Here is a 24,828-nt window from a genome sequence, read left to right as displayed (position 1 = left end):
GACATTTTTATTGGTGAGGATATAGATACTTTGATTGGGTTCTAACAGAAGAATTTCGTATAATATAGATTATGTTAAATGGACTCATATTTAGTAGAAATTTGAACCATTACATTTTTAATTTTTGCTTCACTTTTTCTTTTGTTATTCTTTACTTAATTAAAATAATTGGATCTAGCATGACTAGCCCTACTTTTTTACATCAACTGCCAGAAGAGCAGTTAAAAAAACTTTCTCAAAATGATATTCAAAAGATTCAGCAAGCAGAACAGCTCTATTGGGATCATAAACCGTATACCAAATTTTATGCTGCATTTAATGGAGCTAAAACAAAAAAAGGTGGGTTGATAAGAGCCTCTACCGACACCTATAAAGTCAAAGGCATTTCTTTAGCTCTAGTTGGTGATGAAGCCATATATGCTGATGGTTCAACTGCAAAAATTATCTCTGGCGCTGGCAGTGCTATCACTGTTCATGATCGATCCGCGGCACTCGTTGGTTCACCATTAGAAAATGGCGATGAAATCATTGATAGTCCGATCACATCACATATTTTACGTTTATATCATGATGCAATGATTCCTGAAGGATTTATGAATCCAACTCTTGGAGACTCAAAGAATGTCTAAAGGTTCTGGTATTCATGGTTCAACCACTGACCATGGTGGAGTAGTAATTTCAACTCAGTCACGTAGCTCACAAATGGGGAATCTATTTCTTCGAGCTGGTGATGGATTTGCCTGTCCAAAATGTAAATGTTGGTCAACTTTGATTAAGAGCAATGATCATGTGATTTTCGATGGGAAAGCTGTCGCTTATGTGGGTGATAAGTTCACGTGTGGCGCAACTTTAATGCCTAATCAAGTCCATGTCGTTGGTGATAGTGGTTCTTCTTATGGTTCATCTGCTGCTTCGAGTATTATTCCCATTGAAAATAGTTTTGTCGAAACTAATCAAGAAATAATACATGGTATGGTTTATCAATTATTAGATGAGCATTCTAATAAACCCGTAGCAAATATGTATTATAAATTAGTTGATCCTGATGGAAATGTTATTGAAGGAGAAACTGATGAAAATGGTCACACAAAAGAAATAACTACTGGATCAAGAGCACAAGATATTCAGTTCTTAACTTATGATCTTTCAAAACCTCTACCACCAATGGATTAAATATAATGGCTCAATATATAAATGGAAAAAATGTAGATTGGCCTGTTGAGCAGAAAGCCTGTGATCCTACAAAAATATTAACAGCTCCATTGTGCAATTCTTACATTAAAGTTGTTGGTTATTATATGGCAAGACCATATAACTTTATGATGGCAAAGGAATATTGGGAAGAAGTTACTAATGATATTGAACTCTTATTAGCAGCTAGATTTGGTCTCGAATATGATATGAATAAGGTTCCAGAGGAAATGTGGTATAGAGCATCTTTTCATACTCAACATTATATTAATTTTCAAAAATATGTGAGACAAAATGCGCTTAAAGACGCGGCAAAATTAGTTGCAGAATTTCAGTCTGATACGTTTGCTTTAAGAACAACTAAGTCTATAGGTGGGTTTTATGATATTGCTCAATTAATTTTAGATGTCAAAGATAAGATTAGTGTTGCTAAAACTGTGGTAGATACAAGGCAATTAGTTGAAAATCAAGGGCCTTTAACGATTAATAGGGCTATGTATAAAAAAGTTTTTAATCAAGATTATCATGCTGGAATGTTAGAGTTACTTAGAAAAGATGGAACTTATAAGGGTGATGGATTGAATGAAAGCTATAAAAAATTAGGTTATTAATATGAATAAATTAATGGTATTAGTCTTAAGTTTTCAGTTAAGTAGCTGTAGTTTCGCTAATGAATATAAGGATAATCTTAAAGCTGCTCAATTGGAAGCAGAACATTCAGCAAGTGTTGTACTAACATTTTTACCCTATAATTTGAAACTTATTAATAAATTAGATTCAAAAACACCTATAGATCTAAAAGATACTATATTTAGACATGTTTTATTTCAAATAGCTTCACTGAAAGGCTTAGAGGAAGCAGGAAAAGAAGGATTTTCTGTTAATGAACAAATGACATATAGACCACATATTGCAAATGATTACTGCTTAATTAACAAATTTTTAATATTATATAAAGAAAAAAATCCAAATGCGGTACTACCTACAGATAAAGATACTTTTGATTGGATTAATCATAAACAGGAACTTTTATTGAAGTATTTAGAAAATAGTAAACTACCAAAAGATACTTTATATGATTGTAAAACATATAATTTTGAGAAGGTAATTAATTAACATAATGGGCATTATACGAAATGCACAAATTGAAACATATAAAAATCAAAAACTTATGATATAAATTATTTGCTCGATGATGTTCAAAAGCCGACTTGGAAACAAGTCGGCTTTTTTATGAGCGGTTTTGGAGTGTTTTGCCAATAATTTTGACTAAAAATTACACCAATTGGGTTGAGTGATACAATTTTGTGATACATTATTGTATATACAAATTTGAATGTTTTTTATGAAACAGTATTTTGAATGGGATGAGGCTAAGAATCGAAAGAATCAGAAAAAGCATGATATCTCTTTCGAAACTGCAAGCCTTGTTTTTGAAGATCCATTAAGGATCTCAATCCAAGACAGACATACCGATGGTGAAGAACGTTGGCAAACCATTGGACGAGTTAAAGGCGTACTAATGTTATTGGTGGCTCACACCATTTTTGATGAAGATGACTGTGAAATCATACGAATCATTAGTGCAAGGCAAGTGACTAAAGCGGAGCGAAACAAATATGAGCATGGTTAGATACTCACGCAAAGAGCTGAATGAGAAATTTAGTGAGAAGCAAGATGCTGAAATTCAACGCTTGCTTGCTAAAGGCACGGTTCCGGATGATCAGCTAGATCTATCAGATATTCCTGAAATTACCGATTGGAGCAGTGCTGTACGCCCAAATCAATTTTACCGCCCAGTGAAGCAACAAACTTCAATTCGGTTAGATGCTGATGTACTTGCTTGGTTCAAAGCACAAGGCAAAGGTTATCAAACACGAATGAATGAAATTTTACGGGATGCTATGCTGAAAGAATTAAAAAATCATCAATAAAAATGGGAGCTTAAGCTCCCATTTTTGACTTCGCATAACGTGTATTATGTTAACTTTAATTAGATTTCAGATTATAACCAAAATCTAACTTTTCTAAGCTAACTTCTTCTGTAAACAAAATCCCTAATAAATATTTGAATCTTTCATATCTATCAAAAATTGTTGGAACTACCCAATCTTCATTTAGTGTATACAACTCATGTTCTTTATAAATTTCAAAATCATTCCAATTTGGAATAATCATTAACTGGGTAATTCTCATTATTCCACACAAAATATTTCTAGGAATAGCCACATTATTGGAATAATGATAATTGATGCTTAAAAGATCTTTTTCTAACTTCCAGTATTCCTTATCAGACCAAACACATTCATCAATCCATAAACCTATAAAACAATTAGGATCATAGTCATCTAAAAACGTAACATTCCTATTGAAATTTTCTAACACGCTATTTAATCTCCAACTTTCTTCATATTTACATCAAAAGTCCCATTTCTAGTACTTTTTCTATTTAATGCATCCACACTACTTGCTTCTTTCCAAGCTCCACCAATGTGTCCTGTAGTATCGGCTTTGTTGCATAAATATGTAAGCATCTGATTTAAATAAATTTAATTTTGGATCAAAAAATAATCAAAACCTTTAAAATCATATAGTTATGAAATCTTTGTGCAACAACGCCTTGGTGTTCTAGTAATGTTAGGTGCACTTTTTTTGGATGTAACTCTGCAAATAACCCAAGTTTCGCTCAAAATATTTCTTGCTTACCTAATTTTTTAAATGTGGAAGTCGGCGGACAAAGTGCTTCAAGTTTTCCATCCTTTTCCCCTTCTAAAAGAATTACGTCTTTTGCTAGAAGTAACGATTTAGCTTGGTCTGTTGCTGATACTTATATGGTAGATTCAAAACCAGGAAAAGGTAAACAAGCTCATTTTTTTGGTGTAAAAGCAGAACCTATGAGATTTTATAAGAATGGAAACTTACTCTATGAAAAAGATCAATCTTTTTTTAATTATGATCCCAAACCAAAGGCTATATTAAGAAGATAAAATGAAAAAAATAATTTATCCATTGATTTTTATAATCTTATTAATTTTTTCTAGCGTATTTATTTGGAATAGGATACAAAAAACTATGAACACAGAGCCTACACTTAGTTTTAAAATTTTAACTGATCATCATATAGATAAAGAGATTCAAATAAATATTAGAAAAATTAATGATATGAACAACATTAATTCAAATAAGAATCATATGTTTACACTACTAAGAAATGGTATCTATTATCCACTAAATAATAAATATGATTTTAAAATGTATGAGATATTTGTCAAAAAGAATAATAAATTTGCTTATATTTCTGGAGAAAATATTTATTTTATTGAAGATGAATATTCAATAAGAGGTAATAACGATAGAAGTAGTGAGGTTTTAATTTATCCATATGAAAAAGATGGTGATATTTTTTTTAAATATAATCAATACCATAATAGCAATAAAACAGAGCATACAAAAAAATTTAGGTTAAAAGAATCATATAAATTTAATAGCCATATTTTTAATGAACAAACAAAATTAGAGGATTTTAGTTTGGTTAATATTCCTGAATAATGTCATAGAGTAAGCTAAATTAACATAATACGCGTTATACGAAATGCTTGAATTTTCCTATAATTATCAATATCTTAACTAAAGCCGTTCCAGTAAACAGCGCACTGGAACGGCTTTTTTGTTGAATTTTACTGTTCCACGCCTGTTCTTTAATCAAAGTTCCACATCTTTGTGTAGTTTCATTTAACCCTAAAGCAGAAAAAAATGTCCAGATAAAACAAGAATAGATGTCCAAGTATTATTGATTTTACATCAAGAGACAGGCTAGCCTAATTCTAAAGGATTAAAAATCCTATACACATATGAGCTCTATTCAAATAATTTAAGGCAACATCGAACCCTATAAATTCAAAGGTATTCAAAAATCACTATAAAAGTTTGCTATATAGCGAACAAATTTCTAGGGTTAGAATTGATATGGCTTCAAGAGAAGAAATAGGTAAAGAAATACGTTTGGCAAGAAAAGCTCTGGGCTATACACAGAAAAATCTTTCAGAAAAAACGAACGTTAATAAAACAACAATTTCAGAGATAGAAAATGGCCACTTTACAGGCTCATTTAGCATATTTGAATCTATACTTAATGCAGTAGGCCTGCAATTTGAAGTGAATAAAAACAAGTATAAATTTCCGCACTGGGATGAAATTGAAGCAATGTTTGCGGAAGATGATGAATAAATTGTAAATCGGTACTGAATAAGGTATCAAGAAAGGCAAAGAGCTGCCCATCGACCTCATTACTCCAGACCACTTGTGTCAGATATTCCAGATTGAACTGATAGCAAATCACGGTTCCTCGCGACACCACGCGAAACTGATTGAGCTTAAAGCAAGTTGTTAGACTCTATTAGATTGTAAATGTCTAATTAGACTTCTTTAATCTAATAGGATCTAATCAGGCCAATAAAGTACCCTCCTTACCGACTAAGTCGGTTTATTTTATAACTCCATTATTTTGTGGTTTAATACACATATATAGACATAAGACCCAATATTATGGATTTAATATTCAAAAAACCTGAAGAAGTTGTTACTTTATTATGTGAAAGGCTTCGTAAGGAACGACTTTATCTGGAAATGACTCAGGCAGACGTCGCTACACGTGCTGGTATTGGTGTAAATACAGTATCTAATTTGGAAGCTGGTCGAAATGTTTCATTTGAAAATTTAGTACGCGTTGCCATGGTACTGGGTCGATTAAAAGAATTAGAGGAACTCTTTAAACCTCATTTAAACAGTGTAGATGACATTCTCCGCTATGAGAGCAATACGGCTCGCCAACGTATCAAAAGGAAATAAATCCATGCTCAAAAAACTTAATGTTTACTACAATGGATGGGGTGAATATTGGCTTTGGGGTACACTGGTCTCCTCAACCGCAATCACAGGTCGACCATTAATCGCCTTTGAATACAGTGCAGAAGCGATCAGTAAAGGTTTAGAACTTTCCTCTTACCTACTTCCGTTAAAAGGTGACCCATTAAGAACGAACTTTCCTGCACATCAAATGGGATTGCCAGGTCCTATATATGATGCCCTACCCGATGGTTGGGGCATGCTCCTTATGGATCGCTTATTTAAAAAAAATGGACTCAATCCAGCACGGATTGGGCCATTAGAAAGACTAACGTATATTAATACACATGCGATGGGGGCATTATCCTTTGAACCTTCAGCACCTGAGTTAGCATTAACTGAAAATATTCCACTGCTTAAACTCGCCCAAGAAGTCCAGGAAGTTCTCAAAGGAGAAGGTGCTGAATTTTTACAGCATTTATTAGTTATGGGTGGATCACCACAAGGTGCAAGGCCAAAAGCACTCGTCTATCGTGATCCTGTCACCAACGAATTCTCAACAGTTAGCTCACATCAACATGAAGCCTGGCTGATCAAATTTCCCGCTCAGCAAGAGCATCCTGAAGTTTGTGCAATTGAAGCTGTTTATGCAGAATGTTTACGTCATTGTGATATTGACACCCCTGATACTCAATATTTTACTCTTCCGAATGGATTAACCGCATTTGCATCAAAAAGATTTGACCGCCATGATGGTATGCGTATCCCTATGCAAAGTTTAGCTGCCTTCACCGGAGCTGATTTTAAATCACCAGGGAGTTTAGACTACAGTAACTTTCTTCGCGCTGCACACTTTTGCACCAATGATGTTCGCGAAAAAGCAATTGCATTCAAGCGAGCTGTTTTCAATGTAGTCTTCAATAATCGAGATGATCATTGCAAAAACTTTTCATTTCTGATGTCTCAAAATGGGCAATGGAAACTCGCCCCTGCCTATGATGTTACTTTCTGTGAAGGGCCAGGTGGATATCATCAAATGGATATCATGGGTGAGGCACTGGATATTCCTCGACAAGCTCTTGTAAAACTTGGTACTCAGGAAGCAGAACTTTCTGCTCAAGAAGTCGATGAAATTATTGGCTCTATTTGTAAGGTTGCAATCCGATTCAGCAATATCGCTCATGATCTATTACCTGGACAAATTCAAGCAGAGACTCTGCAAATGATCCAAAATAGGATTGAGCATAATATTCATTTATTGAATTGAATAGGCTTTGTTGCATAAATATGTAAGCATCTGATTTAAATAAATTTAATTTTGTATCAAAAAATAATCAAAACTTTTAAAATCATATAGTTATGAAATCTTTGTGCAACAAAACCGACTTAAGGTAAACATAATAATTAAGGCTTATCTAGATAGCCTAACATCTTAATGTCATGCTTATTACTCTTGAAAGCATCTATGTCTTTAAAGGAATTTTCTGAAATAGCTTCAATACTGGGCGTTATATTACTTGAAGAAATGTAATATAAATCATTAAATTTTTTAATAAAAATTTTTATAGAAGTTACATTATTTCCCATAACTAAAGAGTTTGTATACTTCATTTTTGCATACTTATTTCCATATTTAGCGTAGATATAATAATCACTATATTTATTGATTTTAGTATTTCTATAATCTTGAATCTGAGCATCCTTATATAAAAATAAATACGTATTTGTCTGACCAATATGTTTACTTGACTCATAACCATTTAGTAAATAACCATATGTATTTATTATTATTTTTAAATTATCTTTCCTTACATCTTCATCTAAGTCAATACTGATCTGAGTTTCATATTTCTTTTCAAAATTAGTAGCTATTACCATAATTAGGCCTATAAGGATGATAAAAATTCCAATTTTTTTCTTCAATTTACGTTATTCCTATGATCATTAAATTGATTTTGGAATGCTGTTTCTATTAATACACCATTGATAAATTTTTTCATGGGTAGAGCAGGTGGAGAAAATAGTGGCACACCACGAGTTGCAGCAAAACCATCACCTGGCGTAGAAGCCACCATATAAGTAGTGTTGACTGTCCAACCAGTTCCCATATTTCTTAAGACACTACTATCTCTCTTATCTGGATAAAATGAAGGTTTTGCAGGTCCAGTTTGTCCCCATACTTGTACATTTTGAAAATTAGAACATTCAGATAAATCTTTAGCAAACACTCTAACAACTTTGTCATCAGATGCTGTATTACAACCAAACATCACAAAACGAGCAGTTGGTGCGCATTGAGCATTTATTGTTGACCATCCAGATAAAGCCATTTGCTTTTCACTGACTGGATCAAAAGATGAATTTGATGATATTGATTTAGAAATAGAAGAATAAGAGAAAATTATGGTTGCTCCAGTTATTGCTGCTGCTGTTTATGTTGTACTTGCATTTTTATTAAGAGCTTTACTCTATGTCCTAAAAAAGTTATTAAATCAGGCAGCTAAAGCTACCACCGAACTGGTAAAAAAACATCTAATTACCTTTTTGAAAGATATTGGCGCAGATATAGCCCAAGAGTTGATTGAGTTTATTTTTTTCTTTTGCAACAGAAGTTGCAACGGATATTAAAAAAGAGCAAAGAGGTTCAACAACACCACAACCGAGTGGTTCAACTAAACCTACAGCACCTTCACAAGCTTCAAGGGTCGGGGGCGTAGTATGAGGTTTACACCAAGAAACCAATTTTATTTAAATCAGTGATTTGTATAGTTTGCTGTTTTAGCAATCAGATTGGTGGTGTAACAGGAAAAGCCCCAAGAAAAGAAACCATGGCTGATAAGGTGATTAGTTTATGGGGGGTACGCCATCTTAGACAAAAAGCGGTACAAGTGATTTTTGCCTTGGTAGATATTGTGATGGAACATAAATGTCCAATTAAAGCAGAAGTGATTTATGACATAAAAAGCAAACAACCATTGATGGTTTCAGGGGCTAATCCTCCGCGACATAAATTTATGGAAACCCCAGGAGGAGATCATCGAATAGGGGCTGATGTCATTGTGGTGAAAGATATTATGAAAGTGCCAACGATTGATAATATTTTACATTGGGTCGAAATTAAGTTTTTGGACAGCAAAGACCCTCCTGATCAAAAACAAATGACTAACTACACAAGATTTTTAGGTAGTAGCACAAAACTTGCGATGATTCGAGTATCTGCGGATCCCAAAACAAGTGATTGTGGTTGTAAAGCAAGGGCTGTACCACAAAATACGCAAAAGCCAAGCAGTACCATACAAGGGAAAAAAACTAGTAAAGCCAATAAAATGCGTGAAATTTGGGACATTATTGTGACTAATGCAGAGATGATCCTAGACAGTATCGTGGACAATCGGTCCCTCTAAATTCTTGAAATAATTCTGTTCAAAAGCTTCTGGGCTTAACCAGCCATTTGCAGAATGCCGTCTAATTCGATTGTAGTAAATCTCAATATATTCAAACAAGACAGCATTGGCTTCTTTTCGGGTAGTAAACACACTCCCGTGTACCACATGACCTTTCAATGTATGAAAGAAGCTTTCCGTCACCGCATTATCCCATGAGCAGTATACTGCGCAAGGCCTCGTCTAGACATGCTTTGAATGCAGTTATTCGTCAACAATAGCGCTCTAAAATCTCGACTACAGTATTGTGAGCCTTGGTCAGAATGGACCATAACATCCATTGGATACCCCTTACGAGCCATTGCATAATTAAATGCATCACACGTCAATTGACGGTCTATTCGATGGCTGGTTTGCCAACCCACAATACGACGACTAAATAAATCTAGTATCACGCATAAGTAAAACCAACCTTCTTTGGTGTGAATATACGTTATGTCGGTCGTCCAAATTCTATTTGGCCGAGTGACTGTAAACTGGCGATCTAACAAATTCGGTGCCGTCGGCAAACGATGATTTGAATCAGTTGTATGCTTATATTTGCGGGAAATCTTGCTGCGTAAACCAAGCTTTTTTAGCATCCTTCCAACTGTACGTTCACTCATGCAGTAACCTAAATCATGCATGTCATGAACTAATGAAGGTGCTCCTAAGCGAGCATGGTGTTGCCAATATACAGCTTTTAAATCAGTATATTTTTGAGTAGCGTAAATCTGTCGCTTCCGCCAAGCATAGTATCCCGAAGTGCTAACACCTAGGCATTTACAGGCAGATGAAACCTTAATTTCTGTCACAGCTAGACCTTGAATTACCGTGTACTTTTCTTGGCATGATCTGTTAGGAAGTACACATGCGCCTTTTTTAAAATGTCATTGGCTTCCCTGAGTTGTTTGACCTCTTTCTCTAAATCTAGAATGGGCTGTTGTTCTGGTGAGAGTTGACGTTTACTTGAACCTGTTGGGTTAGCTTCACGAATCCATTTATCTAATGTTGAATAACCCACACCTAATTTCTGGGCGATTGCAGCTACAGACTCGTGTGAGTTTGAAAGCGCATAATCAATTGCTTGCTGTTTAAATTCTGGACTAAAGCGTTTAGCCATTTTTACATCTCCAAAGTTAACGTTACGTTATCTTTAGAGGGAAGTACTGTCCATTATTTTGGCTAAGATCACTGTTTATGTACAGACATTGCAAACCTATGAAACATTACCATGTCATCTATGCGCTGTATGGCCTGCGTTTTTAATGACATACGTTCCATGACGCATTCACCTAAAGGATAACGACTTACTTCCCTGAGCATTAACCTTACATTGCTATTAGTTTCACAAAATTGCTCCATTTCCAAAAGAATTTTCGGTTGATCCATTACTTTACCTTTCTTTTATTTCTCACACTTACACAGCGCACTTCCTCTCAAGTCAATTTAAATTATGCACCAACCCTGCAAATAGGCTCAAGAGCTTAAAATCTCTTACAAATATAATTTAAAAACACCCATAAAACACTGCTTAAGTCGGTTAATCGGTATATAATGACCGTATTGAGGAGATTTTTCATGAAAAGAGCAGCAAGTGATTTTATGCTTGAGGGTGTTGAAGATCTGTTAGTTCAGATCGGGAGTAACATTAAAACAGCACGCATGAACCGGAATATGACGATTAGCGAATTGGCTAACCGTGTGCATGTGGATGAAAAGACAATCTCACGACTTGAAAGCGGCAAACCCAGCTCTAACCTAAAAAATCTTATTTCCATTCTCGTTGTATTTGGCTTGGAAGACAGTTTGCTTAGTATTGCGAACCCACAAAATGACGAAGTTGGAAAAGCACTCGCTACCAAAAAAGTTCGAGTCCGCGCTAATAATAAATCAGAGGATATGAGTGATGACTTCTAAAAACCTATCCATGCAAGAAGAAATTAAGAGCTGCTACATTTTTTTGGATACAGGCGATACGCCGCAAGTTGTTGCTCAATATGCGCTCAAAGATTCAATCTATAATTTTATTTATGGTAAGAGCTATTTGGATCTCAATAACTCATTTGAGCTTGATCCAATTAACCTACCATTTATTACACCCAACACGGCGTACACCACTGCAGCTAAAGATGGCTTTGGCGTACTTGCAGATGCTACGCCCGACAATTGGGGTCGTAAGCTTACGTTAACCCAGCACACTCGCGTACCACTCAATCAAATTGAATGGCTTATTGCGGCACGTGGTAATGCAGTTGGGTGCTTAGTGGCGAGTTTGTCTTCTAAAGCGGTCAAAACCGTTGGCAAAGAATCCTTTGTTAAATTCTCTGACTTACAGGCTTACTTAAAATTATCTAAAGCAGTTGATCAGCACCAAGACCCGAACATGATCAGCATGATGACCGATAATTATTTATCAAAACTCATTCACCATGGGTCATCAATGGGGGGTGCGCGACCTAAAGTGGTCGTACAGCACAAAGGCATTGAGTGGATTGCGAAATTCAATAAATCCGATGACCTCTTTGATAATGCAAAAGTTGAATATGCATCAATGAAGATGGCGCAAGCTTTAGGTTTGAATGTCAGCAATGTCGAGCTTGAAGAAGTTGAAGGCAACCCTATTTTGCTTGTTGAGCGCTTTGATCGTAACTGCCCTGAGCGAAAGAAACACTACATCAGCGCACACAGCCTTATGAACATTCGTAAAGTGCGCGTAGACGACTTAAAGATGTCTTATATGCATTTGTCTAAGATCTGCAGTCAAATTTGCCATGACGCAATCAGCAATCAATTAGAGCTATATAAGCGCATGGTCTTGAATGTGATGATCAGTAATACAGATGATCATTTAAAAAACCATGGCTTCTTAATGCATGACATGAAAAATCATCATTATTCACTCAGCCCTCTATTTGATGTTCTACCGCACGGATCTCGCGCATCTTACCCAAAAGAACATGCGATCGCCGTGGGAGAAGAAGGCCGAATCGGAACGGCGCAAAATCTATTGAGTCGCTGCAATGCCTTTGGGTTAACCGAGTTTCAGGCAAAAGAGATCATAAAGGATGTTCGAGATGTACTTGAGTCAAGAGATGAATTCTTTAAGGATGCTGAAATGAGCGACTACCAAATGAGACAACTGGACCATTACTACAATCTAGGCAACTAAAAAACCGCCCATTTGAACTGAACCCCAAATCTTGGACAGTTTAGTTAACAACAGGATTGAGTTCTGAATTGAACAAGGCTCAATCCTTTTAAATTTAGTTGTATTCTTTCATGATTATAATAATGGATGTAATCATGAATTGTCCGTTGCATCATTGAGGTTCTTACCTGTTCCCATAAATGTGATTGGAGCACTTTCCTCAATCTCAGTTTGTCCCCAACGCGCACCTAAAGCTTTCACTTTTTCACGCTCTTCCTTGGTAAATGGATGTGCCATTGGTGGTAAGTCATCTGGTGCTTGAAGTAAAATTGGGCCGTCAATTGTTAAGCCTTTAATCACTTCTACTTGTAATTCTGTTTCGCCTGAAACGTCCATGGCATGTCCTGCAATTTCACCATTGCCTTGTTGCGCATGCATATCCCCCATGTAGACACCTGCACCTGGTACTTTCACAGGACAAATCAAAATACAGCCTGGATGAATCGAATTGGTATCCATGTGACCGTCTGTTTTGGCTGCGATAAGTTCTTCATCAGTCATTCCGAATTTATGCGGTGCATCAATCAAATACTGACCAAAGTCGTGGCAGTTTTGAGAGTCTGGTAAGTCACGTGAAGGTGTCGTACTAATATTTCCGAGGAATGGACGCATATGCGCAGCAACCCCAGGCATAATAGCCTGAAGTGCTGACACCCAGGCATTTACAGACAGAAGATACAGTGACTCCATTCACAGCTAGATCTTGAATTACCGTGTACTTTTCTTGGCATGATCTGTCAGAAAGTACACATGCGCTTTTTTTAAGATGTCATTGGCTTTCCTGAGCTGTTTGACTTCTTTCTCTAATTCTAGGATCCGCTGTTGTTCTGGTGAAAGTTGACGTTTGCTTGAACCTGCCGGATTGGTTTCACGAATTCATTTATCTAATGTTGAATAACCCACACCTAATTTCTGGGAGATTGCAGCTACTGACTCGTGTGAGTTTGAAAGTGCATAATCAATTGCTTGCTGTTTAAATTCAGGACTAAAACGTTTGGCCATTTCTTGTATCTCCAAAGTTAACGTTACGTTATCTTTAGAGGGAAGTACTGTCCATTATTTTGGCTAGGATCAGTTTCAGTTTTTTCATTTTTCCTCCTAGATAACACTACCTAGAAGGGCTCTTCTGTAAAATAATATATCATCTTTCATCCTACGAATTACACATTCATATTTAAAAGTACCACAAAGTAGTATAAAATAAACTACTACAAGGTAGTATAAACACAAGCAATGTATACAATATGTGAAACCCCTTTATTTACCAAATACTGTCTTGTTTATTGAACTCAGGAAGAATATGAGGAATTTAAAACATTCTTGGCATTAAATCCTGAGGCCGGGGATGTCGAACCTAATTCGGGTGGCATTCGTAAGATCAGATGGACTAGCGGTGGTCGAGGCAAAAGTGGTGGTGTCAGAGTCATCTACTTTAATCGTTTAACGAATGGAGAGATTTGGTTATTAACCTTGTACAGTAAAAAGCAAACGGTACAACTTAGTAAGAAAACCCTTCAAGTATTCGTGGAGAAATTAAATGACTCGTTTAATGACTGAAAAAGAACTAGAAGCCTTTGAAGCAACAAGAGATATTGAGGCTGAAATCTTACAAGGCATCGATGATATGTTGGCAAATAATGCTGCAAAAAGAACAGTAATTACTGAAACAGATGTAGCTTTAGCACGTAGAAAGGCACAGCTGACACAAGAACAGTTTGCTAAGCTCCTTGGTGTTTCCAAACGTACATTAGAATCTTGGGAACAAGGTGTGAGAAGACCTTCTGGTGCAGCAACATCATTAATTAGGTTATTTATTGTTGATCCAACGTTTGTAAAGGAAAGTTTAGCTAAATTTACATAGCTATTAGTAGAGAGCTATTTCCTTTCAGTATATTTGAGCATGATTATGAAGCATTTAGGATTTGTAGGAAAATTGACTGAATATATTGGATATACTCATGTTGAAATTATTAATAGCTCTTTACGACTATCTTTCAAAGTATCATCGAGAAACAACTTAGAAGAAATGTTCAAAAAATGGTCGAAAATAACTATGATTTACTAATGGAAACATCAGAGAAAATAGAATTTGAATTAGATAGTGATGTTCTTAAAAAAATTGAAAAAATATCGGAAGAACAAGGTATTGAGTTTGAAGAATATGTGCAAAACACTTTGATTAAGCTCATTAACCAATGTGAATTGATTGCCGATCAGCCTTAGTTTAGGGGGGTGATTCATAGACATCATTTCAATCTAATGGGTGTCTATGAACAGAGAAATTCAACAAAGACTCGTATGGGTTAAATTATTTGAAGAGACCAATGATGCTGGCCTAGTCTGTCGGAGATGTGGCATTTCCAGACCAACGTTACGCAAGTGGTGGAAACGATATTCTGAGCAAGGTATTGATGGGTTAAGTAGCCAGAGTAGACGTCCCTTAAAATCGCCAAATACTAAAATCAGTGCTGAGCTAGAAGTCTAAATATTAGAAATACGTTCAGCCAGAAATCTTGGTGCCCGACGTTTGCAAACAGAATTGATGAGGCTGCACGGAGTCTCGCTGTCCTTAGCGTCTATCCATAAAGTACTATCCTCCCATCAAGCCAAACCAATAAAAATTTCGTCGTAAAGCAGATTTTATTCGTTATGAACGCCCATTACCAGACGATAGAATTCAAATGGATACCTGTAAACTGGGTCCTGGGCTATATCAGTATACATCTATCGATGACTACACACGATATCGCGTTTTAAGGATATATAAACACCGAACAGCAGCGAATACTCTCGACTTTTTAGATTGCGTAATTGAAGAAATGCCTTTTCCCATACAGCGAATACAGACCGATCGAGGGCGGGAATTCTTTGCTGAAAAAGTACAGAAAAAAATGATGCAGCATGGGATAAAATTTAGGCCAAATAAACCAGGTTAACCTCATCTGAATCACAAAGTAGAGCGCTCACAAAAGACTGATAAATCTGAGTTCTACGCTACTGTAGATATTAATTCTGAAGCTATCCAAGACAAGCTAGCCGAATTGCAGCATTACTATAACTGGATGAGACCACATTCAGCTTTGAAAGGTAAAATACCGATGGAAAGGTACTTTGAATTATGTGAAGAAACTCCTTTCTCAGACGAGGTTCTGAAGCAATACAACCCATCCAATGAACGGATTAAACATGCCAATTACAAAATGGATTTAGAGATCGCTAAATTGAAACGATCTCTATGAATCATACACATAAAAGGTGTCTTGTGTGCCTAAATAGCCTGGATGAGCTGTTTCGATTTCACCACAAGCAACGTCATCCTCATGCTTACGTTCAAGTGCCGCAATCTGCTAATCATTTAATTCAATACCATCCTGTGCCACTTTAGCCTCAAGTGCTTTTAAACGCTTCTTAAAGTTTTCTAAATCATGACGAAGCCATATAGAGCGAACCCCACTCCCTGAAACGAATACACCCTTCTTGCGTAATTCATTACTAGTATGGTGCTGACCATATGCGGGATATTGAATTGCGAAATCAATAACAGCCTGTTCAGTAGCATCATCTACACGGTTTTTTAAATTTGGTACTCGACGGGATTTATTGATCAGTGCGTCAATATCACCAGACTTCACTAACTCTTGATAGCGATAAAATGTATCTCTTGAAACACCCATCACTTTGCATGCTCTGGATACATTCTGAAGCTCTTTAGCTAAATTGAGCAGACCTCTACTTTGTGTTTAATGATTTGATTGTTAGTATGCAACATAAGAAAGTTACCTTTATTTGATTAAGATTTCGACACCTTTATCAAAACGGGTAACTTTCTCTTTTTCAAGAAGAATGTACGATCAAATCTGAACTAATACAAATTAGATATTGATTCTATTTTTTTTAGTGCATCCCCAGCATCTCTATAACCATTCTCAAATGCCCGTTGAAACCAATATTTTGCTTTTTCTAGATCATTATAGGTATTCGCATACATATAACCCAAATTATTTTGAGCTATAGGAAAATTCTGGTTTGCTGCTTGTATATAAAGATCGAGCGCTTTTTTTTCATCTCTTGGAACTATAGCTCCTTCTTCATATATGTTGGCTAAATTGTATTGAGCATCTGGTAAATTTTGTTTAGCCGCATCGGTATACAAGCTAATGGCCTTATTGATATCTTTTTCAATACCATTTCCATCAAGATATGCATTAGCGAGGCTGAATTGAGCCCGAGCATATCCTTGTTTTGCAGATAAGTTATAATAATCTAAAGCTTTTGTTCGATCTTTATCTACATAATATCCATTGTCATACATTACACCTAAATTATACTGAGCTTCAGAAGAATTTAATTTACATGCTTCATTAAACCAATAATAAGCTTTAGCTTCATTTTTTTGTGTACCTATTCCTTTGAAGTACATACCTGCTAAATCATTTTGAGCAACTACAGAATCTTCATTTGCAGCTTTTTCAAAATATTCCAAAGCTTTTTGATAGTTTTGTTCTACACCATCACCTAAAAAATATTTTTGACCTTGTTTATATAAAGACTCTGATTTAACAAGATTTTTTTCTTTCTGAGGTACAGTCTTTGTACAACTATTAAGACCAAGTAAACTCAAAAATACTAAAAAAAAAGCTGTTTTTTTTACATTCATTTTTCATTCACTTAGTCAGAATAATTTATATGCCATTCTAGCATAGTGAATAGCCACCAAAATTGAACCGTACCGGGTTTGTCGGAGACATTTTTATTTAAGTTAGGCCACGTGACCTAACGGATTAATCTTATCATAGTACATTGCTTCAAACTCAAAAGGCGATACATAACCCAGTGCACTGTGTACACGCTTTTTGTTAAACCAATCTACCCAATTTAGTGTCGCAAGTTGTACATCCGCTAAACCTTGCCAATCTGCTTTTAAATATTCAATCACCTCTGTTTTGTATAAGCCATTTACCGTTTCAGCCAAAGCATTATCGTACGAATCACCGGTCGTACCGACTGACGCTCGTAAATTTGCTGCTTCTAGACGATTGGTGTAGCGAATAGAGAGGTATTGCAAACCTCTGTCTGAATGATGAATTACATTCTTTGGCATACCTCAATCATGCAAAGCTTGTTCTAATTCATCAAGTACCATATCTGTATTCATGCGTGTCGATACTTTCCATCCAACAATTGCTCGTGAAAACACATCAATAATAAATGCGGTATACACCCAATCTGACTTGGTTTGAATATACGTAAAGTCACTGACCTGAGAAGCACTGCTTCGCAAGGGTCAGGTCGATCAGCACTAAAATTACGTTTCACTAAATCATCTGCTTGTTTTTGATCCTCTCGGCTACGGGTGGTTTGTTTATTCTTACCACGCCAAACACCTTGTATATCTAGCTTTCGCATCAAGCGAACTACGGTACAGCGTGCTATCACATAGCCTTCATGTCTCAGTTGTTGCCAAACTTTACGAACACCATATCGGCCCAAACTTTCCTTCCAAATACGTTTAATTTGCTCTGCATGATGTAAATCATGCAGAGCACGTTTCGCTCGATGTTCTGGATTGTCCGCGAGATCTAAAGTTCGGTAATAGGTTGAAGCTGCGATCGGTAAAATCCTACAAATCGCATCAACACCATATAAGTCTTTATTGCTATGGATGAAATCCACTATTATTTGTGTGGGCGGTCGAGCTCCGCCTGGGCGAAAAAAGCAGCTGCTTTACGTAGAATTTCATTGGTACGCTTTAATTCTTTGATTTCACGTTCCATCTGCTTCATTTTTTCTTGATCTGATGCCTGTTGTACTTTGATAGGATTTTGTTGATCTAAATATTTTTGATACCAAACACGTAGTGTTTCAGGAGTACAACCTATCTTAGGCGCAATAGCAGTGATTGCAGCCCAATTCGATGGATAATCTTTTTCGGATTCAATTAGTAATTGAACCGCTCTTTCTCTAATTTCGGGGGTATATTTTACTTTTTTCATCGGGACATTCTCTCAGAAAGCTTGGTCTCCGACAAACCCGGTACGGTTCACTGTAGTTGCTTGTAATACCATTTGGAACGAATTGGATCAAACCACCTTCGCAGCAGGGACATAGAACGCCTCGAAAACTCGAATAAAATGTAATGATACAAACTTTAGGTATCTCATCCTATAGTATTATCATTCGCTGCAAAATATTCAATAAGAGATAGAAAAACAATATCACACTCTTAAAATAAAAAAAGCTGGTTGCAACCAACCAGCTTTTTATTGTACCCATGCCGAGGCATGGATTCAATTCACTTTATCCAATAATAATCTGTTGATTATCTAATAAAGTTTGTAAATTTACATCGGCAGCTTTATGCCCTTCAAGTACCAATAGGTTTGCCCAATCATGCGTACCTGCAGCACCATCACGGTCCACTTTCACCGTCGCTGTGCCATTCACATCTTCGACTTTAATGTACTGCCCGATATCGCCTTGATTGACATCCAGTAATCCTTGGAAGAATCCTTGGCTAAACTCAATCTTATCGGCATTGACATTCGCTCCAATCTTACCAACGGTAAAATCATTCCATGTATCGGTACCATTGCCAGCAGTCGCATCGGCAGCAACTAAAACATCATAGACTGCAGTATCACTACCTAAACCACCAACGAAAGTATCATTGCCTGCACCACCATAGAGGATATCGTTACCGGCACCACCCAGCAGATAGTCATTACCGGCACCACCAGCAATAAAGTCATTACCATCACCTCCCACCAAGTAATCATCTAAAGTCGTTCCAAAGATCGTGTCATCACCTGCACCACCGTTGTAGTATTGATAACCGATACCATCTACCGCCTGTGAAACACTTGATGAACCATTACCTGAACCTGAATAGGTCATGGTTTGACTCGTGCCATTACTGAAGTAAACCGTAATTGTGGAGCCTTTCATATCACTGGCATAACTGTCATTTCTAGAAAACCAGAAAGAACTATTATCTGTATCAGCAGCAAAATTAAACTCTTTACCTACAGTAAACTGCCCAGCCTTAAAGTCAATTTCTAAGAGTTCTGGTCGATCTGCATTTGTGCCTTTACGTTTAATCTCGTAACTTTGCACCATACTATTATTAATAATAGCTTTATGACTCGGGCTATCTGACTTAAACTGATTACCTTGTTTATCAGTATCTAAGCGTCCAGTATTGGCAGCACCAAAATGCACATCAGAAGTTTTAGAACCACTTAGATCAATCACCACTTTAGTAATTGAAGTATTTGGTTTGTCATTATGATATTGCAATGACCATGGAGTACCTGAACCTGTTTCGCCTTTGACAGTTGCGGTCAGCTTATGACCAACAAGGTCATTAGCAGCAGTTCCATTCTGAAACAAGTTATCTGTATTTTTGATATCTTTGTCTAAGCCTGTCGTTGCTTTATTAAAGTCAAGTACTTCTACTTCCAACGCTTTAGTTGTGGTCTTACTGTGCGAATTACTACTTTCAGTCGTAGTTGCTGAAATAGATAAGTTAATCTTACCAGTAAAGCCTTTGCTTGGTATTAAGCTGAGGTTATTCAAATTCCAGTCTTTAATACTCAAACCTGTTTGACCCGCTTTAGCAGTAAAGGTATGTACACCATCGGTGATGGTAATACCAACTGGAATTCCACTGAGCTCAAGTGCTGTTAACGTTTCAGATCCATCTTTATCAATCAAATCAATCTGGATACCCGATAACTTGATTGGTGTGTCTTGCATACCATTATCAACCGCTTCAGCAGAGAAGTAACCCCCATCAGGTTTACCAGTCGTGTTGCTTACAAAACCACCCACGTCCGCACCTAAAGTCAGTAACTCTTCGGCACTACCATAAAGTTTGTAGTTTTCAGAAGTCAATAGTTTCGATGTTGCCTGATCCCAACTTTGTCCTTTGCCTTTTTCTAGAACGCTAATGTTATATTTACCTCCACGATTTAGATTGGCAAAATAAGCTTCAAAAGTATAAAAGCCGGTTTTTTCAGGTACAAAACTGCTGATATTAATGGTACCTTTACCATCTCCGCCAATAATGGTCGGATGATAGTCGCCATAGGCGTCACCAGTAGTTTGTGCTAGAACTTTACCTCCAAGCTCAATATGCATTGCATCATCGGCATAACCTTCAAAGCTATACTCACGCCCAGCTTCTAGGTAAATTAAGCCCGTATAAGACACAGCGTCAAATCTTGAACTAGCAACACTACTACCACTAAAGTTGCCTGCAAACTCGTTGGCACGTCCAGTGCTATTTACCTTAGCAGTGTCGAGTAAACCTTCAAGTCGGCTTGAATCAAACGTAGGTTTACTACTATTACTTAAGCTCAGGCCATTATATTGTTTAAAAATTAGACCTGTTGAAGCAGGTGCTGGTTTTAATGCAACACCTGAACCAGCTGTACCACCTGTGCTTGAGTTATCCCAAATATTGGCATTTAAGATAATGTTTGCACCATCAGCTACTGCTTCAACATTAACTTTTGCTGTAGTCGATATCTGCTGCGTACCATCAGAAACTGTGTAGTTCAGCACAATAGCATCCGTAGTATTGGCATGCGCAAAATGCTCTTTTGGTGTGAATGTCCATGTACCATCTGCATTGGCTACAATTTTACCCATACTTGGGTCTGCCAGAGTCACTGCAGTCACACTCAAACTATCGCCATCAATATCTTTGGCATTTTTCAGTAAATCTGCCTGTGTCAAGATGATCGATTGATCTTCTTTGATATTGAAAGACGTGCCTGGCGCAGTCGGTTGGTTGTTTAGACCAGACTGTTTTGAAACCACAACGTTACCTGCAGCATCTTCAGCATAGATATCAAGTGTTTTACCTTTCGCTAGCGCAGGAAGTGTTAATTTATATTCACCTGCAACACCTGTTGCAACCGCAGTGTATTTCACCCCATCAAGCGTTGTATACACCTGTTGTGCATCCGCATTGACTTTTACTGTCATTATGGTGCTTGCAACCGAACCATCCGCTGCCATTTGGTTGCTGACAACGATATTTTCAATCACTGGCGGTGTAGTATCGACTGTAAAGTTGAACTCATTTGATGCATCACTGAGCAAGCCAGTTTCATCATTATAAGCTTTTGCGGTAACTTTAACGTTACCTACCAACTTACCAGTGGTCACTGCAGCAGAAAGTTGATCAGATGGTACATTCCATTCATAAACACCCGTTGCACCCTGTGGAATATCAATCTTAATTGGGGTGTTAATGTTATGTAAATACACCCAAATTTGGCTGACTAAACCATCTGTTCCAAGGTCAATTGTACCTTTGATCACCCCTTGTGCATCATTGGTTATACCACCATTGGCAATATTTCCAACAATACCGCCAATAACATTGTCTACATAAGCTGTTACTTCAGGAGTGGCTAAGCTCAACTCTGGGTTAAGCGTCTTACCATTATTGACACCAACATTACCCGCACTGTCCTCAACAAACACTTGTAACTTAAGTGGATCATAGTTTTCAATAGCTTGATCAAGACTCACTTTAATATCTAAGTAACCATTAAATCCAAGTGCATCTTCACCTACTACACCTGTACCCACGATTTTACCATCGTACAATACCGTGACAATATTACCTGTTTCGGCAGAAGTTTCGCCTGACTTGGTGATTAAAGCCGTCACCTGGCCATGCTCGCCATGACTTGCATCAAAGCCAACATTGGTCGCCTCTGGCGGTGTGATGTCTGTCTTAAAGGTGTACTTGTCAGTAACCTCACTTAACTTTCCAGTGACCGGGTCGTAAACTTTAACCTGAATATAAATATTATCTTCACGTAATTCATCTGCTGCCCAAATTTCATTTAAGACTTTTTGCAAGTCCGCTTCCGTCAGTCTCCACGTACCATCTGCTTCAACATTTACCTCAACATCCGCACCATTTGGATACGGCTCGACCGAAGACTCTGTGTCAGATGTATTAAACTTATTGACATAGAGGCGAATAGTAGCTTTACCATTTTGCACTAATGCTAAATCGACTTTACCAGTCAGCTCGCCTAAGACATCATTGGTAAGCTGGGTGTGAGTCTCGCCATCACTCTCAACCACCTCTTTATCAACAAGACTTACTGTCGTCGTTGTAACACTGACTTTACCTGTAGTTGCAAAATCAACATCCTTACGAACAGAGAACTGTATTTGATAGCTGTGACCTAATGTATCTTTAAGAGTAAAGGTTGCATGTAATGGCGCATTAGAACTGTCTAGTTGCTCTTGAATGTCCGCAATATTCAAAACCCATGAACCATCTGTATTAAAAGTTATTTCACCAATACCTGAAAGATCATTAGAACCTGAAGACTCTTCAAACTCTATCACCTGACCAAACTTATTAGTAATTTTCCCTGTTAGTTTACCTTGACCATCTGCAGCGATACCTGTGTCTGTCACTTTATTATAAACACTACCGATATTGTCATAGTAGCCTGTAATTTCAATCACAGACTTTGGTGGTGCAGCCAGAGTATAATCTTGGGTTGATTGGGCGATATTACCTGCGGTATCCGTCACTTTTGCATGAACTTGACCATCTTTCAGCTGTTTAGAGACCTCAGATGAAATTTCAGCTGTCCAACCTTTCTCTGCGTTCACTGTCGCAGTTACCATGATTGGTGCACCATCTTCACCAAGAATTGGCTGACCTTGAGCATCTTTGAAAGTTAAGGTCACAGTTGCACCTTCAGACACACCATCGACAGTGCCTTTAATGGTGAAACCTTCTATTTTTTCACTCCACTGTACAAGATTATCTTCAGCAAAATCTGTAATTTTGATATCTGCAAAAGTATCAACCACTGCTGTAGCACTAACAATCTTAGAAATGTTACCCGCTTGGTCTGTTAAGCTGACCGATAACGCTAATGTCTTATCTTCACTTGGTGTTGTAAATTGGACTTGTACTTTCCCAGCCGCAACTTGTTCAGCAGTTAAGATTTGATCCTCACCATTAATCGTTAATGTATCTCCTGCACGCACAGAACCATCACTTGGCAATGTGACTGTGACTGTAACCTGACCATTTTCATCAATATCTGTCGCATTAATAAATGCATCAGCATTGCTTCCAATTGTCACAGTTGGTGTTGATGGCGCTGTATCATCTACAAACTCTAAGTCACCCACTGTTGCTGTAGTATTTGCAAGTGAGCCTTGCTCTCCAACCAATTCAATTTGAACTTGATTGCCCGCTTGAACCTTCGTGGTATCAACTGTGAATGAGAACTCACCATTTGCATCAGTTTGACCGCGATAAATTTCTTCACCAGCGTGATCTTTAATGATAACCGTGGTGTTTGCTTCACTGGTTTGACCTTTGACAATCAGCCGATCTGCTTCACCGTCCGCCATTTCATCCGTATCTACAGGCGTTAACTGAGATATATTCAGATTTACTGGAATATCTAGTTTAGATAAGTCATCTAAGCGCTCTTGAAGTTCTGGTTGTGCACCTGGAGCTAAACCATCAACTTTATCTTGAGCTATTGCTTTTAAGCTTTCTGCATTTTTTACAGCTTGCTCAAGTTCAGCTTTTTGAGTTGGTGTCAAACCATTTTGTTTCGCATTTGCAATAGCTGTCTCCGCATCTGCATAAGCTTGCTCAGCCACTACAACAGAGGTTGATGCATCCGTCACATCCAATCGATCTTGAATATTTTTAGCTTGTGACTCTAAGCCCTCTTTCGCTGTACCTACTGGAAGTTTATTAATCGCTTCAACCGCCGAATTTAACTTAGTTTTTGCCTCAGCAATCGCTTTTTCAAGTGCAGCAACTTCAGTTTCAGTCAATTCATCGTCTTCAAGCGCAGTGATTAACTTATTCTCAGCCGCTGTCACTGCAGCTTGTGCTTCATTTAATAATTCTTGTGCTGTATCAAAGTCATCCGGTGTGCCGTTGCTGTCCGCATCGTTAATCGCTGGGATGTTTGGATCTTTCAGGTCTTCTAGGCGACCTTTAAGCTCAGTCTTAATCAAGCTGTCTTTAAGCTTACCAACTTCTTCAGCAGCGACTTCTTTGGCATCTTGTGCGGTTTTAAGCGCATCAAGCATGGCTTTGTGTTCGGTCGGATTGATCGCACCATCGGCTTCGGCTTTTGTAAT

24 protein-coding genes, 7 pseudogenes and 1 other annotated feature are annotated in these 24,828 nt (G+C 37.3%); of the genes and pseudogenes, 19 read left to right on the top strand and 12 right to left on the bottom strand.

The features are described from left to right. Positions 1-179 precede the first annotated feature (179 nt). The 6 genes from FTU75_RS13770 (at position 180) to FTU75_RS13745 (ending at position 3,125) form a co-directional block, all read left to right on the top strand. Positions 180-629, top strand: a complete 450-nt coding sequence (locus FTU75_RS13770; protein WP_078426712.1) for a PAAR domain-containing protein — start codon at positions 180-182, stop codon at positions 627-629. After that, complete coding sequence (locus FTU75_RS13765; RefSeq protein ID WP_180109931.1) at positions 622-1,173, top strand: PAAR domain-containing protein; 552 nt, start codon at positions 622-624, stop codon at positions 1,171-1,173. Before FTU75_RS13770 ends, FTU75_RS13765 begins: the two co-directional genes overlap by 8 nt. 5 nt (positions 1,174-1,178) lie before the next feature. After that, positions 1,179-1,802 (top strand): hypothetical protein, encoded by a 624-nt coding sequence (locus tag FTU75_RS13760; RefSeq protein WP_180109930.1) that lies wholly within the window; start codon positions 1,179-1,181, stop codon positions 1,800-1,802. A gap of 1 nt (position 1,803) precedes the next feature. Next, the gene (locus FTU75_RS13755) at positions 1,804-2,307 is read left to right on the top strand and encodes a hypothetical protein (protein ID WP_016803256.1); all 504 of its coding nucleotides are present in this window, start codon (positions 1,804-1,806) and stop codon (positions 2,305-2,307) included. A gap of 229 nt (positions 2,308-2,536) precedes the next feature. Further along, positions 2,537-2,824, top strand: a complete 288-nt coding sequence (locus FTU75_RS13750; protein WP_092818268.1) for a BrnT family toxin — start codon at positions 2,537-2,539, stop codon at positions 2,822-2,824. Further along, positions 2,811-3,125: a BrnA antitoxin family protein gene (locus FTU75_RS13745; protein ID WP_070155399.1), complete on the top strand. Its 315-nt coding sequence runs from the start codon at positions 2,811-2,813 to the stop codon at positions 3,123-3,125. Before FTU75_RS13750 ends, FTU75_RS13745 begins: the two co-directional genes overlap by 14 nt. 55 nt (positions 3,126-3,180) lie before the next feature. On the opposite strand, the gene FTU75_RS13740 is transcribed toward FTU75_RS13745, so the two are convergent. Further along, a complete protein-coding gene (locus FTU75_RS13740) occupies positions 3,181-3,576 on the bottom strand; it encodes an Imm41 family immunity protein (RefSeq protein WP_180109929.1) in 396 nt (131 codons plus the stop codon). Positions 3,577-3,581: 5 nt separating this feature from the next. Next, on the bottom strand, positions 3,582-3,725 hold the full coding sequence (locus FTU75_RS13735; RefSeq protein ID WP_180109928.1) for a toxin C-terminal domain-containing protein: 144 nt from the start codon (positions 3,723-3,725) through the stop codon (positions 3,582-3,584). 186 nt (positions 3,726-3,911) lie between these two features. On the opposite strand from FTU75_RS13735, the gene FTU75_RS13730 reads away from it, so the two are divergent. From FTU75_RS13730 to FTU75_RS13710, 5 genes are all read left to right on the top strand, one after another. Then, positions 3,912-4,178, top strand: coding sequence for a hypothetical protein (locus FTU75_RS13730; RefSeq protein ID WP_180109927.1), 267 nt, complete (start codon positions 3,912-3,914; stop codon positions 4,176-4,178). An 85-nt stretch (positions 4,179-4,263) separates the two neighbouring features. Further along, positions 4,264-4,740 (top strand): hypothetical protein, encoded by a 477-nt coding sequence (locus FTU75_RS13725; RefSeq protein WP_180109926.1) that lies wholly within the window; start codon positions 4,264-4,266, stop codon positions 4,738-4,740. Positions 4,741-5,157: 417 nt separating this feature from the next. Then, positions 5,158-5,418 carry a helix-turn-helix domain-containing protein gene (locus FTU75_RS13720; protein WP_180036186.1) on the top strand — a complete coding sequence of 87 codons (261 nt, stop codon included), beginning with the start codon at positions 5,158-5,160 and terminating at the stop codon, positions 5,416-5,418. A gap of 318 nt (positions 5,419-5,736) precedes the next feature. Beyond that, positions 5,737-6,039 carry a helix-turn-helix domain-containing protein gene (locus tag FTU75_RS13715; protein WP_111886029.1) on the top strand — a complete coding sequence of 101 codons (303 nt, stop codon included), beginning with the start codon at positions 5,737-5,739 and terminating at the stop codon, positions 6,037-6,039. 4 nt (positions 6,040-6,043) lie between these two features. Continuing rightward, entirely contained in the window at positions 6,044-7,303 is a 1,260-nt protein-coding gene (locus FTU75_RS13710; RefSeq protein WP_180108329.1) for a type II toxin-antitoxin system HipA family toxin, read from the top strand. Positions 7,304-7,440: 137 nt separating this feature from the next. Here the strand turns inward: FTU75_RS13710 and FTU75_RS13705 are convergent, their stop codons facing one another. Both FTU75_RS13705 and FTU75_RS13700 read right to left on the bottom strand, forming a co-directional pair. Continuing rightward, on the bottom strand, positions 7,441-7,959 hold the full coding sequence (locus tag FTU75_RS13705) for a hypothetical protein (RefSeq protein WP_227591941.1): 519 nt from the start codon (positions 7,957-7,959) through the stop codon (positions 7,441-7,443). Next, entirely contained in the window at positions 7,956-8,366 is a 411-nt protein-coding gene (locus FTU75_RS13700) for a hypothetical protein (protein ID WP_180109925.1), read from the bottom strand. The genes FTU75_RS13705 and FTU75_RS13700 overlap by 4 nt, the downstream gene beginning before the upstream one ends. A 73-nt stretch (positions 8,367-8,439) precedes the next feature. Here FTU75_RS13700 and FTU75_RS18495 point away from each other — a divergent pair, with 73 nt between their 5' ends. Together FTU75_RS18495 and FTU75_RS18490 are read left to right on the top strand one after the other, a co-directional pair. Beyond that, positions 8,440-8,664, top strand: coding sequence for a hypothetical protein (locus FTU75_RS18495; protein ID WP_227591940.1), 225 nt, complete (start codon positions 8,440-8,442; stop codon positions 8,662-8,664). Between the two features lie 200 nt (positions 8,665-8,864). Beyond that, positions 8,865-9,440 (top strand): hypothetical protein, encoded by a 576-nt coding sequence (locus FTU75_RS18490; RefSeq protein ID WP_227591939.1) that lies wholly within the window; start codon positions 8,865-8,867, stop codon positions 9,438-9,440. Here the strand turns inward: FTU75_RS18490 and FTU75_RS13690 are convergent. Next, positions 9,408-10,581, bottom strand: a pseudogene (locus tag FTU75_RS13690) (IS3 family transposase). The gene FTU75_RS18490 and the pseudogene FTU75_RS13690 overlap by 33 nt on opposite strands. Positions 10,582-11,039: 458 nt before the next feature. Between FTU75_RS13690 and FTU75_RS13685 the strand changes: the two are divergent. Together FTU75_RS13685 and FTU75_RS13680 are read left to right on the top strand one after the other, a co-directional pair. Continuing rightward, the gene (locus FTU75_RS13685) at positions 11,040-11,378 is read left to right on the top strand and encodes a helix-turn-helix domain-containing protein (protein WP_111886070.1); all 339 of its coding nucleotides are present in this window, start codon (positions 11,040-11,042) and stop codon (positions 11,376-11,378) included. After that, positions 11,368-12,630 carry a type II toxin-antitoxin system HipA family toxin gene (locus FTU75_RS13680; RefSeq protein WP_227591938.1) on the top strand — a complete coding sequence of 421 codons (1,263 nt, stop codon included), beginning with the start codon at positions 11,368-11,370 and terminating at the stop codon, positions 12,628-12,630. Before FTU75_RS13685 ends, FTU75_RS13680 begins: the two co-directional genes overlap by 11 nt. A 44-nt stretch (positions 12,631-12,674) precedes the next feature. Here the strand turns inward: FTU75_RS13680 and FTU75_RS13675 are convergent. The 3 genes and pseudogenes from FTU75_RS13675 to FTU75_RS13665 all read right to left on the bottom strand — a co-directional run. After that, a pseudogene (locus FTU75_RS13675) lies at positions 12,675-12,767 on the bottom strand (IS3 family transposase); the annotation flags it as partial. Continuing rightward, complete coding sequence (locus tag FTU75_RS13670) at positions 12,763-13,281, bottom strand: acetamidase/formamidase family protein (protein ID WP_257223798.1); 519 nt, start codon at positions 13,279-13,281, stop codon at positions 12,763-12,765. The gene FTU75_RS13670 and the pseudogene FTU75_RS13675, both read right to left, overlap by 5 nt. A gap of 13 nt (positions 13,282-13,294) precedes the next feature. Next, positions 13,295-13,671 (bottom strand): annotated as a pseudogene (locus FTU75_RS13665) (transposase); the annotation flags it as partial. 231 nt (positions 13,672-13,902) lie between these two features. Here FTU75_RS13665 and FTU75_RS18610 point away from each other — a divergent pair. From FTU75_RS18610 to FTU75_RS13650, 4 genes and pseudogenes are all read left to right on the top strand, one after another. Continuing rightward, positions 13,903-14,226 (top strand): annotated as a pseudogene (locus tag FTU75_RS18610) (transcriptional regulator). Continuing rightward, positions 14,207-14,530: a DNA-binding transcriptional regulator gene (locus tag FTU75_RS13660; RefSeq protein ID WP_180109923.1), complete on the top strand. Its 324-nt coding sequence runs from the start codon at positions 14,207-14,209 to the stop codon at positions 14,528-14,530. Before FTU75_RS18610 ends, FTU75_RS13660 begins: the two are co-directional and overlap by 20 nt. Before the next feature lie 203 nt (positions 14,531-14,733). Next, positions 14,734-14,892, top strand: coding sequence for a hypothetical protein (locus FTU75_RS18485; protein ID WP_257223786.1), 159 nt, complete (start codon positions 14,734-14,736; stop codon positions 14,890-14,892). 46 nt (positions 14,893-14,938) lie between these two features. Then, a pseudogene (locus FTU75_RS13650) lies at positions 14,939-15,908 on the top strand (IS481 family transposase). A 6-nt stretch (positions 15,909-15,914) separates the two neighbouring features. Here FTU75_RS13650 and FTU75_RS13645 read toward each other — a convergent pair. The 4 genes and pseudogenes from FTU75_RS13645 to FTU75_RS13630 form a co-directional block, all read right to left on the bottom strand. Beyond that, positions 15,915-16,438 (bottom strand): annotated as a pseudogene (locus FTU75_RS13645) (helix-turn-helix domain-containing protein); the annotation flags it as partial. 93 nt (positions 16,439-16,531) lie between these two features. Next, a complete protein-coding gene (locus FTU75_RS13640) occupies positions 16,532-17,326 on the bottom strand; it encodes a tetratricopeptide repeat protein (protein ID WP_180109922.1) in 795 nt (264 codons plus the stop codon). Between the two features lie 102 nt (positions 17,327-17,428). Beyond that, positions 17,429-18,662 (bottom strand): annotated as a pseudogene (locus FTU75_RS13635) (IS3 family transposase). After that, positions 18,271-18,387 (bottom strand) — a sequence feature (AL1L pseudoknot). (Overlaps the previous pseudogene by 117 nt.) 304 nt (positions 18,663-18,966) lie before the next feature. Then, positions 18,967-24,828 (bottom strand): cadherin-like domain-containing protein (locus tag FTU75_RS13630; protein ID WP_180116201.1); only part of this gene is annotated, 5,862 nt, incomplete at its 5' end.

Source organism: Acinetobacter sp. YH12140 (assembly GCF_013418475.1).
GTDB classification, from domain to species: Bacteria; Pseudomonadota; Gammaproteobacteria; order Pseudomonadales; family Moraxellaceae; genus Acinetobacter; species Acinetobacter amyesii.
Note: the sequence above shows the minus strand (reverse complement) of the source record. Positions and strands in the feature narration are given on the sequence as shown.